This window comes from Candidatus Propionivibrio aalborgensis (assembly GCF_900089945.1).
Classification (GTDB): Bacteria; Pseudomonadota; Gammaproteobacteria; order Burkholderiales; family Rhodocyclaceae; genus Propionivibrio; species Propionivibrio aalborgensis.
On record NZ_FLQY01000363.1, the window covers coordinates 1 to 9,986 of the forward strand.

Genomic DNA, 9,986 nt, shown 5'->3' on the forward strand with positions numbered 1-9,986 from the left:
CGCCTCGCCACCCGTTACGACAAATTGGCCCATCGCTTCACCGCATTCTTGCATCTCGCATGCACCTATATTTGGTTACTGTGAACACGCCCTACGGCTTTCCTTTTCTGGGTGTGGGTATTTCAGGCCTGAATCAGAAATACCGTCGGGCGGCGGTTAACGCTCGGCACCCCCTGTCGGCGCCATTCAGCGGGCGTGCGCGTCAAGATGCTCTCGCTACCCAACGTTAGATCGGTGGCAACGCAGATTTTCGTGTTTTGGGCGCAGACACTGATCAGGGTTTCAAGCATTTGGCAATTGCGATAAGGCGTTTCGATAAAAATCTGCGTTTTTCCCCCTTGACGCGAATCCTTTTCCAGTTCGCGGAGTCTCTTTTGCCGCTGGTCTTGGTTCGTCGGCAAATAACCATGAAATGCGAAATGCTGGCCGGACAGACCCGACCCCATCAAGGCGAGGAGAATTGACGATGGGCCGATCATCGGGATGACCTGGATTCCCTCCCTGTGCGCCAAGGCGACCAGATTGGCTCCAGGGTCCGCCACAGCCGGGCAGCCAGCCTCGGAAATCAGGCCAACGTCCATTCCCGCGAGTAGAGGAGCCAGCAAATCGGGTAACGCATTGAGCGAGGTATGTTCGTTGAGTTCGCGAATCTCGATCAACTGCAACGGGTAATCGGAAGGCAGCGACTTGAGCATGGCTCGAGCCGACTTGGCGCTCTCCGCCACAAAATGCTTAAGCTTTCTCGCACAGTCAAGCACGGGTGCCGGCAAGACGGATTCGGCCGCTACTGGGCCGAGTGGAACCGGGACTAAATATAGCCTTCCTTTTTCCATAAAATACTTTAAATAGACGCTATAACGATATGTTTATATGGCATAAACACTCTCATTTCTTAGAAAATCACAGAGCGCAATCAGAGGTAGGCCAATGAGCGCGTTTGGATCCTCTCCCTCCATCTTTGCGATTATGGCAATTCCCAAGCCTTCGGATTTCGCACTGCCGGCGCAGTTGTAGGGCTTCTCCTTGCGCAAGTAGTTTTCGATCTCATCGCTCGTCAGGTTCCGAAAAGTGACAAGCGTGGGCACACCACGCAACTGCACTTTGCCGCTTTTGGCGTTGAGCAGGCACAATCCGGTGTAGAAGTTGACGGTGCGGCCACGCATCGTCTGCAATTGCCTTGCTGCATTCTCATGGGTTCCTGGTTTGCCAAAAACCTGACCATCAAGATAGGCAACCTGATCGCTACCAATTATCAGCGCCTCCGGATACTGCCTTGCGACTGCTCGAGCCTTGTCTTCCGATAGCCGCAACGCAGTTGTTTCCGGTGTCTCGCCGTGCCGTGCAGTTTCGTCGACATTCGGGTTGGCCGTTTCAAACGGCAAACCAAGCCGGGCGAGCAGTTCACGTCGGAATAGGGAGGTCGAGGAAAGAACAATCTGTACGCTGGGCATGTGGAGAGAGACGGAAATACCGCCACCGTGGCGGGACAAAGTTAAAGATCAATAAACATCAGAACAATGGCGCTACTGCTTTGACTTCGAAAGCCAAAAATAATATCATGCGCCCCTTATGTCGGAACGGATTGTTATTGACAGTCTGACCTTTGCGCGGGAAGCAGGTGCCTTGCAAGGCAAATTGCTGATTGCCGACTTGGCTCGCGTTCTCGATAAGCTTGCCGGTTCAGCTGGTTATTTGAGTTTTCGGATCGAGGGCCGGATGGGTGCGCGCAACAGGCCGCAGTTGCAATTGCAGTTGGATGGTGTGTTGTCAGTTTGCTGTCAGCGTTGCCTTGAGGGGATTGATTATCCGGTCGAGGTGCGGAGCGTGCTGGAATTCGTCGATGACGAAGAATTGACGCAGGAGGAGATCGAGGATGATTCAATGGATTTCCTTCCAGCGCAAAAAGAACTCGATGTTGTTGCGTTGATTGAAGACGAAATCATTCTTGATCTGCCCTCGGCGCCGCGTCACAAAAGTTGTGCTTTGCCTGATATCAAAGCGGGAAAAGTTAAGATTTCCCCCTTTGCCGTGCTGCAAGGTTTCAAGGGCAAAGCATAGTGCGTTTGATCTATGGAGTAATTTATGGCCGTTCAACAGAACAAGAAATCACCGTCCAAGCGTGGCATGCGTCGCGCCCACGATTTTCTGACAAATCCTCCGCTGGCCGTTGAACCGACGACCGGTGAAGTCCATCTTCGCCATCACATTAGCCCGTCCGGCTATTACCGTGGCAAGAAAGTCACAAAGGGTACAGGAGAGTAAGGTTACAGGATTGGGCAGGCAATTCCCCATCGTGGGAACTTGCCTGCCTTTTCTTTGAGCTCCTTCCGGATGACGGTTACTGTCGCTATTGACTGCATGGGCGGGGATTTTGGCCCTGCGGTTACCGTGCGTGCGGCGCGAGACTTCGTGGAAAATCACGATGACGTAAGCGTGATCCTCGTGGGTATCGAAGAGAAGATCAGCCCGTTCCTTGCGAGATCAGCAGATAGTCGTATTGCAATTCATCACGCAAGCGAAATTGTAGCGATGGATGAGGCGCCGGCGCTGGCATTGCGCAACAAGAAGGATTCGTCAATGCGGGTCGCCATTAACCTCGTCAAACAAGGTCAAGCGGATGCCTGTGTTTCTGCCGGCAATACTGGTGCCCTGATGGCCATTTCGCGCTTTGTCCTCAAGATGCTGCCGGGGATTGACCGCCCGGCGATCTGCGCCATTCTTCCGACGGCCAAAGGCCATTCGCACGTGCTTGATCTGGGAGCCAACGTCGATTGCAGCCCCGAGCATCTGTTGCAATTTGGCATCATGGGGGCTTCGCTGGTTGCCGCTATGGAACACAAGGATCGGCCAACGGTCGGCATTCTCAATATTGGCGCGGAAGCTATCAAAGGAAACGACGTCGTTAAGCGAGCGGCCGAGTTGCTCAGGGAGTCCGGCCTGAATTTTGTGGGAAATGTTGAGGGGGATGGTATCTACAAGGGTGAGGCTGAAGTTATTGTTTGCGATGGCTTCGTTGGCAACGTCGCCCTCAAGGCCTCGGAAGGTCTGGCACAGATGCTGGCTACTTTTCTGAAGCGGGAGTTCAACCGCAGTCTGCTCACCAAACTTGTCGCCTTGATTGCCTTGCCCGTCTTGAATAACTTCAAGAAGCATGTCGATCACAGGCGATACAATGGCGCCACTCTGCTTGGCCTGAAGGGGATAGTCGTCAAGAGCCACGGATCTGCCGACGTTTTTTCCTTTGCCAACGCAATTGAGCGTGCGGCAGAAGAAGCAAGAACCGGGGTGCTGTCACGCATCACCGAACGTGTCGCATTGCAACAACCATTGCAGGAGATTGCATAGCATGTTTGCCCGCATCACAGGAGTTGGCAGTTATCTTCCCGGACAGCCAGTCAGCAACACCGATCTTCTCAATCGGGGGGTCGAAACAGATGACGAATGGATCTTCAGCCGTACGGGCATCAGGACACGCCACCTCGCTGACTCGAGTTGCACATCAAGTGATCTAGCGCTCGAAGCCGGCCGTCGCGCGCTTGCCGCAGCGGGAACGGATGCCGGGCAGCTCGACTTGATAATCCTTGCGACCTCGACTCCTGACTTCATCTTCCCAAGCACGGCCTGCCTGTTGCAGGCAAAACTGGGAAATCAGGGTGCCATGGCTTTCGATGTCCAGGCGGTGTGCAGTGGATTTGCCTATGCCCTGACTGTTGCCGAGAAGTTCATTCGTTCGGGTAGCCACAAGAAGGCTTTGGTTGTTGGCGCCGAAGTTTTTTCACGGATCCTTGACTGGGAAGATCGCACCACATGCGTGCTATTTGGGGATGGCGCGGGAGCGGTTGTTCTGGAAGCGTCTGAAGCCCCCGGTATTCTGGCTACTGCGGCCCACGCCGATGGTTCGCACCATGGCATCCTGTCGGTACCCGGCAGTGTGTGCGGTGGAAAGGTGATTGGCGACCCCTTTCTACGGATGGATGGGCAGGCTGTATTCAAGTTTGCCGTCCGTGTGCTGACCGATGTGGCGAAGGAATGTTGCGAAGGCGCCGGCATTTCTCCATCTGAAGTCGACTGGGTGATCCCACACCAGGCCAATATCCGGATCATTGAATCGACTGCCAGGAAACTGGGGCTTGGCATGGAAAAATTTATTGTGACGGTTGACCAACATGGAAATACCTCCGCCGCTTCCATTCCGCTGGCACTGGATGTGGCGGTTCGAGATGGGCGCATTCAGCGCGGTCATAAAGTCATGCTCGAAGGCGTAGGCGGCGGCTTTACCTGGGGCGCGGTTTTGCTTGAGTTCTAAGAGGATTATCTATGGCATTCGCTTTCGTTTTTCCTGGTCAGGGATCGCAATCGGTTGGCATGATGGCCGCCTACGGCGATGCTGCGGTGGTCCGCGCAACGTTTGATGAGGCATCGGCAACCCTCGGACAGGATCTCTGGGAGTTGTTATCGCAGGGACCGGCCGAAGCGCTGGCGCAAACGGTCAACACCCAGCCCGTGATGTTGACGGCCGGCATAGCGACCTATCGTTTATGGCTCGACAAAGGCGGCAGGCTTCCGGCGGTCGTGGCTGGGCATAGCCTCGGCGAGTACTCGGCGCTGGTTGCCGCAGGGGTCATCGATTTCAGGGATGCGGTGCCGCTTGTCCGTCTGCGTGCAGCCGCGATGCAGGAGGCTGTGCCCGTCGGAACGGGAGCCATGGCTGCAATCATGAACCTTGACGACGACAGGATTCAAGAAGCCTGCGCTGAAGCCGCTGACGAAGTGGGCAACGGCGAGGTTGTTGAAAGGGTCAATTTCAATGCACCCGGCCAAACCGTCATTGCCGGTAGCAAAGCCGCTGTTGAACGGGCCTGTGAAGGATGCAAGGCTCGAGGAGCCAAGCGCGCCTTGCTCTTGCCCGTTTCTGCGCCCTTCCATTCCTCGCTGATTAGGCCGGCTGCGGTCAAGTTGGGCGCTCGTCTGGCAGAACTGAATTTCGCTGAACCGAAGATTCAGGTGGTCAACAATGTTGACGTCGCCATCGAATCAGACCCTGCAAGGATAAAGGACGCGCTGATTCGGCAGGCTTTCTCTCCCGTGCGATGGGTTGAAACGATACAGAAAATCGCATCGATAGGCATCACGACCGTGGCCGAATGCGGCCCTGGCAAGGTATTGGCGGGCCTCACGAAACGATGCTCTGGCGGTCTGAACGGCCTTGCGCTGGCTGATCTGGCGGCGATCGAAGCAGCCATTCCGTCAATGGAGTGAAAGGAAAAATGCTTAACGGACAAGTCGCGCTCGTCACTGGCGCTTCGCGCGGTATCGGTCAAGCTATCGCACTTGAACTGGGAAAACTGGGTGCAACCGTTATTGGCACGGCCACCAGCAATGAGGGAGCTGCCAGCATCTCGGAATACCTCGCTACGGCAAGCATCGCGGGGGAGGGCGCTGCCCTGGAAGTGTGTGACCAGGCACAGATTGATGCTCTGGTGACACGCATCGAAAAAACTTATGGCGCAACAACGATTCTGGTCAACAATGCCGGGATTACACGGGACAATCTCTCGATGCGCATGAAAGACGATGAGTGGGATGCGGTACTCGACACCAACCTGAAGGCCGTTTTCCGTTTGTCCAAAGCCGTCATGCGCGGCATGATGAAAGTACGTCAGGGGCGAATCATCAATATCACTTCGATCGTCGGTCATTCAGGCAATCCCGGGCAAGCCAACTATTGTGCTGCCAAGGCCGGGGTCGCCGGCATGACACGTTCCCTTGCGCGAGAATTGGGGAGTCGCAACATCACGGTTAATTGCGTCGCACCTGGCCTCATCGATACCGACATGACCAAGAGCCTGGATGAGGAGCATCGGAAGGCGCTCGTTGCCAACATTCCGCTCGGACGTCTTGGCTTGCCCGAGGACGTTGCAGCTTCTGTCGGTTTTTTGGCCTCACCTGGCGCCGCATACGTCACTGGAACGACGATTCATGTCAATGGTGGCATGTATCTGGATTAGTACTTGAGTGGGCGGCAAGTCACAGGGCAGCTTTGCCTGCTCATTTGGTAAGACTTGGTCATTTTTGGTAGAATAGCCCGGTTTTGTTTCATAAATGAACTTTCGAAGGAGCACTTAGATGGAAAATATCGAACAGCGCGTCAGAAAAATAGTCGCAGAACAACTCGGCGTCAATGAAGCGGATATCAAGAATGAATCTTCTTTTGTTGACGACCTCGGCGCAGACTCGTTGGATACAGTAGAACTCGTGATGGCTCTCGAAGAAGAGTTCGAGTGCGAGATTCCGGATGACGAAGCCGAGAAGATCACCAATGTTCAGCAAGCCATTGATTACATCTTGAGCCACAAGAAATAAGCCTTCAGCGAAACACAACTGCGGGGCTGTAGTTGGAACTACCCTGCAGGATTTTTCCCCGAACCCTCTTATCTCCATTTAGCGTTTCTTCCTGTTTTCCCCCGGAGAAAAATTTGACACGTCGCAGAGTCGTCATCACCGGCCTTGGAGTGGTTTCTCCGGTTGGTAATACAGTTGAACAAGCCTGGAAGAACGTTCTTGCTGGGCGCTCCGGAATAGACCGGATCACCCGTTTTGATGCTTCTTCATTCCCCGTGCAGATTGCCGGCGAAGTCAGGGATTTCGATATCACGCAATACCTTCCCGCCAAAGATGCACGCCGTATGGATTTATTCATCCATTTTGGTATGGCGGCGGGTATTCAGGCGATCAAGGATGCTGGACTTGAGGCTCACCCGGACAACGCCGAGCGTATCGGTGTTTCCATCGGTTCCGGCATCGGCGGATTACCGATGATAGAGAGTACTCGCGATGAATTCGTTGCTTCCGGAGTACGGAAGATTTCCCCGTTCTTTGTCCCCGGTTCAATCATCAACATGATCTCGGGCAATCTGTCGATCATGTATGGCTACAAGGGGCCGAACATCGCCTTGGTCAGCGCTTGTTCGACGGGAACACACAGCATCGGCGATGCGGGACGTCTCATCGAATACGGTGACGCCGATGTCATGATTGCCGGTGGTGCCGAGTGCACCGTTTCCCCCCTCGGGCTTGGTGGATTTTGCGCCGCTCGTGCCCTATCCACGCGCAACGATGACCCGACTACTGCCAGCCGTCCGTGGGACAAAGATCGCGACGGTTTTGTGTTGGCCGAGGGTGCCGGCGTGATGGTGCTAGAGGAGTATGAACACGCCAAAGCGCGTGGCGCCAGAATATATGGCGAATTGGCCGGCTTTGGCATGAGCGCGGATGCCCATCACATGACGGCGCCTTGTGAAGACGGCGAGGGCGCCGCGCGTTGCATGACCAACGCGCTGAGAAATTCCCAACTGAATCTGCAGGATGTGCAGTACCTAAATGCACATGGCACCTCAACGCCTCTTGGCGATACAGCTGAAACGGTAGCGGTAAAGCGCGCCTTTGGCCAACATGCAAAGAACCTGGTGATCAATTCGACAAAGTCGATGACCGGCCACCTGCTTGGTGCAGCCGGCGGCATTGAAGCTGTATTCTCGGTGCTGGCAATTCACGAGCAAGTATCCCCGCCGACCATCAATATCTTTGATCAGGATGAATTGTGTGATCTTGATTATTGCGCAAATGAGGCGCGCAACATGAAGATCGACGTTGCCATTTCTAACTCATTCGGCTTTGGAGGTACGAACGCAACCGCTGTCTTCAAACGGGTCTAGCCGATTCCGTTCAAGCCGTGCAGCTCCCCGTTTTCATTGAACTGCACCGCTCGCAACGTCTTTCACTTCTGCTCCTTCTGTTTCACACGATAGCTGCCGGTTGCGTAATCGCATTGCCGTGGCCGTTACTTTTGCGTTCACTGCTGATCGTGGTCATTGGCTTATCGCTATGGCACGCTCTGCGTCCGCCCAGAATCGTCGGTTTGCACCTTACAGGAAGAAACGCGCTGGAATGCGCGCTGGTCGACGGTAATCGTGTCGGAGTGACTGCGCTGCCGGACAGCACGGTGTTTCTCCGATTGATCGTAATGCGGCTGCGCATTGGCGAAGAAAAGCGGGTCTGCAACCTTGCGTTGCTTCCCGACCATATGTCTTCCGATCAATTCAGGATGCTTCGCCTGTGGTTACGCTGGCACGCAGTTCCCGTTGTCGATACCAAATGAAATCGCGCTCTTGTAATCAGTAGGAGGCGTCTGCCTCTTGGCATTTGACGGCCCATCATTTGGTGGTTTCCGCGCTTCTCGTCTCATCCAGATTCTGTTTCGCTTCAGAGTATGGGGCGCGCCGGGACGATCTCTTGATTCGTGTATTCTTCGCTTTCTGGAGCGTTTCCGGGTAGTCGCGGCTGAAGTGAAGTCCGCGACTTTCACGGCGTAGCAACGCACACCGAACGATCAAGTCCGCCGTCACAACAAGATTGCGCAGTTCAATCAGATCGTGGCTGACCCGGAAATTCGCATAATACTCGTCAATTTCCCGTGCCAGGAGGTGAATGCGATTCTGAGCGCGCTCCAGACGCTTGGTAGTGCGGACAATACCCACGTAATCCCACATGAAGCGACGCAGCTCATCCCAATTGTGTGAGATGACAATCTCCTCGTCGGGATCAACGACGCGACTGGCATCCCATTCAGGGATATCCGGAAGGTCGATTCTGGGTTGTTCGAGAATATTCTTGACAGCTGCCTCTGCAAAAACCAGGCATTCCAGCAGCGAGTTGCTAGCCAGCCGGTTGGCACCGTGAAAACCAGTGCAGGACGCCTCACCAGCTGCGTATAGCCCCGGAATGTTTGTGCGGGAACGAAGATCGGTGACAATGCCGCCACAGGTGTAATGGGCAGCGGGAACTACCGGGATCGGCTCACGGGAAATGTCTATACCCAGTTCAAGGCAGCGCGTCATGATGTTCGGGAAATGCTCGGCAAGAAAGCTGACAGGCTTGTGAGAAATATCGAGATAGACGCAATCGAGGCCAAGCTTTTTCATTTCAAAGTCGATTGCCCTGGCAACGACATCGCGCGGCGCCAGTTCGGCACGCGAATCATGTTGCGGCATGAAGCGAGTGCCGTCGGGCAAAAGCAGGAGTCCACCTTCACCCCGTACTGCTTCAGAAATCAGGAAAGACTTGGCCTGAGGATGGTAAAGGCAGGTTGGATGAAACTGGATGAACTCCATATTAGCTACCGCACATCCAGCGCGCCATGCCATCGCAATACCGTCTCCGGTGGAGGTATCCGGGTTCGTCGTATAGAGATAAACCTTTCCAGCGCCACCCGTCGCAATCAGTGTATGTAGTGCGCCGATAGTCAACACTTCACCGCTGTCACTGTCGAGTGCATAGGCGCCATAGCACCGCTTGTCGGCATGCCCCAGCTTCTCCCCGGTGATAAGGTCGATGGCAATGTGGCGTTCAAGAACAGTGATGTTCGGATGTTCCCGAATCTTGCGTATCAGGGTCGACTGTACCGACAGGCCCGTTGCATCTGCGACGTGGATGACACGACGTGCGCCATGTCCGCCCTCGCGGTTCAAATGGAAACCCGCTTCGTCCCGCGAAAAAGGAACGCCTTGTTCGACAAGCCAGTCAATTACTCGGCGGCCGTTTTCGATAACGAAACGTGTGGTTTCCTGATCGTTGAGAAAAGCACCCGCAGTCATTGTGTCGCGAATGTGCGCCTCTACCGAATCCTGACTGTCCAGAACTGCAGCAATACCCCCTTGCGCCCAACTGGAGGCGCTGTCCACAAGAGCACGTTTGCTGATCAGGCCGACCTTGCAGGTTTGTGCAAGACGAAGCGCCGCTGAAAGTCCAGCCAGGCCGCTACCAATAACGAGAATGTCAAAGCGAAGCACCACGACAAAGCACTTGAAGAATGGGAGCTCACTATAACACGCACACGTCAAGCCCTTCACCCTGTTGCGAGATAGGCCAGGGTCGGAGCATGAAAAACCGTTCACGATCATGGAGTTATGACAAGGGCTTGTAAACTT

12 protein-coding genes are annotated in these 9,986 nt (G+C 54.7%); 9 read left to right on the forward strand and 3 right to left on the reverse strand.

Annotation, left to right across the window (positions count from 1 at the left end):
* Positions 1–122 precede the first annotated feature (122 nt).
* Both PROAA_RS15500 and PROAA_RS15505 read right to left on the reverse strand, forming a co-directional pair.
* Positions 123–695 (reverse strand): SAM-dependent methyltransferase, encoded by a 573-nt coding sequence (locus PROAA_RS15500; RefSeq protein WP_342669229.1) that lies wholly within the window; start codon positions 693–695, stop codon positions 123–125.
* A 171-nt stretch (positions 696–866) separates the two neighbouring features.
* Entirely contained in the window at positions 867–1,451 is a 585-nt protein-coding gene (locus PROAA_RS15505) for a Maf family protein (RefSeq protein WP_186412218.1), read from the reverse strand.
* Positions 1,452–1,569: 118 nt separating this feature from the next.
* On the opposite strand from PROAA_RS15505, the gene PROAA_RS15510 reads away from it, so the two are divergent.
* From PROAA_RS15510 to PROAA_RS15550, 9 genes are all read left to right on the forward strand, one after another.
* Entirely contained in the window at positions 1,570–2,058 is a 489-nt protein-coding gene (locus tag PROAA_RS15510; RefSeq protein WP_186412208.1) for a YceD family protein, read from the forward strand.
* A gap of 24 nt (positions 2,059–2,082) precedes the next feature.
* Positions 2,083–2,262: a 50S ribosomal protein L32 gene (gene rpmF / locus PROAA_RS15515; RefSeq protein WP_186412209.1), complete on the forward strand. Its 180-nt coding sequence runs from the start codon at positions 2,083–2,085 to the stop codon at positions 2,260–2,262.
* 69 nt (positions 2,263–2,331) lie between these two features.
* The gene (plsX, locus tag PROAA_RS15520; RefSeq protein ID WP_186412210.1) at positions 2,332–3,345 is read left to right on the forward strand and encodes a phosphate acyltransferase PlsX; all 1,014 of its coding nucleotides are present in this window, start codon (positions 2,332–2,334) and stop codon (positions 3,343–3,345) included.
* Position 3,346: 1 nt separating this feature from the next.
* Complete coding sequence (locus tag PROAA_RS15525) at positions 3,347–4,306, forward strand: beta-ketoacyl-ACP synthase III (protein WP_186412211.1); 960 nt, start codon at positions 3,347–3,349, stop codon at positions 4,304–4,306.
* An 11-nt stretch (positions 4,307–4,317) separates the two neighbouring features.
* Positions 4,318–5,259 carry an ACP S-malonyltransferase gene (gene fabD, locus PROAA_RS15530; protein WP_186412212.1) on the forward strand — a complete coding sequence of 314 codons (942 nt, stop codon included), beginning with the start codon at positions 4,318–4,320 and terminating at the stop codon, positions 5,257–5,259.
* 8 nt (positions 5,260–5,267) lie between these two features.
* Positions 5,268–6,008 carry a 3-oxoacyl-ACP reductase FabG gene (gene fabG / locus PROAA_RS15535; RefSeq protein ID WP_186412213.1) on the forward strand — a complete coding sequence of 247 codons (741 nt, stop codon included), beginning with the start codon at positions 5,268–5,270 and terminating at the stop codon, positions 6,006–6,008.
* 118 nt (positions 6,009–6,126) lie between these two features.
* Positions 6,127–6,363 carry an acyl carrier protein gene (gene acpP / locus PROAA_RS15540; protein WP_186412214.1) on the forward strand — a complete coding sequence of 79 codons (237 nt, stop codon included), beginning with the start codon at positions 6,127–6,129 and terminating at the stop codon, positions 6,361–6,363.
* A gap of 113 nt (positions 6,364–6,476) precedes the next feature.
* A complete protein-coding gene (gene fabF, locus PROAA_RS15545) occupies positions 6,477–7,715 on the forward strand; it encodes a beta-ketoacyl-ACP synthase II (RefSeq protein WP_186412215.1) in 1,239 nt (412 codons plus the stop codon).
* A gap of 17 nt (positions 7,716–7,732) precedes the next feature.
* On the forward strand, positions 7,733–8,158 hold the full coding sequence (locus PROAA_RS15550) for a protein YgfX (RefSeq protein ID WP_342669230.1): 426 nt from the start codon (positions 7,733–7,735) through the stop codon (positions 8,156–8,158).
* Positions 8,159–8,213: 55 nt separating this feature from the next.
* Here PROAA_RS15550 and nadB read toward each other — a convergent pair whose 3' ends face one another.
* Positions 8,214–9,851, reverse strand: a complete 1,638-nt coding sequence (nadB, locus tag PROAA_RS15555; protein WP_186412217.1) for an L-aspartate oxidase — start codon at positions 9,849–9,851, stop codon at positions 8,214–8,216.
* Positions 9,852–9,986: the final 135 nt, after the last annotated feature.

Bases quoted from the DNA above. Each gene is read 5' to 3' on its own strand.
- PROAA_RS15500 (WP_342669229.1), bottom strand. From the start codon at position 695: ATGCTCAAGTCGCTGCCTTCCGATTACCCGTTGCAGTTGATCGAGATT.
- PROAA_RS15505 (WP_186412218.1), bottom strand. From the start codon at position 1,451: ATGCCCAGCGTACAGATTGTTCTTTCCTCGACCTCCCTATTCCGACGT.
- PROAA_RS15510 (WP_186412208.1), top strand. From the start codon at position 1,570: ATGTCGGAACGGATTGTTATTGACAGTCTGACCTTTGCGCGGGAAGCA.
- rpmF (WP_186412209.1), top strand. From the start codon at position 2,083: ATGGCCGTTCAACAGAACAAGAAATCACCGTCCAAGCGTGGCATGCGT.
- plsX (WP_186412210.1), top strand. From the start codon at position 2,332: ATGACGGTTACTGTCGCTATTGACTGCATGGGCGGGGATTTTGGCCCT.
- PROAA_RS15525 (WP_186412211.1), top strand. From the start codon at position 3,347: ATGTTTGCCCGCATCACAGGAGTTGGCAGTTATCTTCCCGGACAGCCA.
- fabD (WP_186412212.1), top strand. From the start codon at position 4,318: ATGGCATTCGCTTTCGTTTTTCCTGGTCAGGGATCGCAATCGGTTGGC.
- fabG (WP_186412213.1), top strand. From the start codon at position 5,268: ATGCTTAACGGACAAGTCGCGCTCGTCACTGGCGCTTCGCGCGGTATC.
- acpP (WP_186412214.1), top strand. From the start codon at position 6,127: ATGGAAAATATCGAACAGCGCGTCAGAAAAATAGTCGCAGAACAACTC.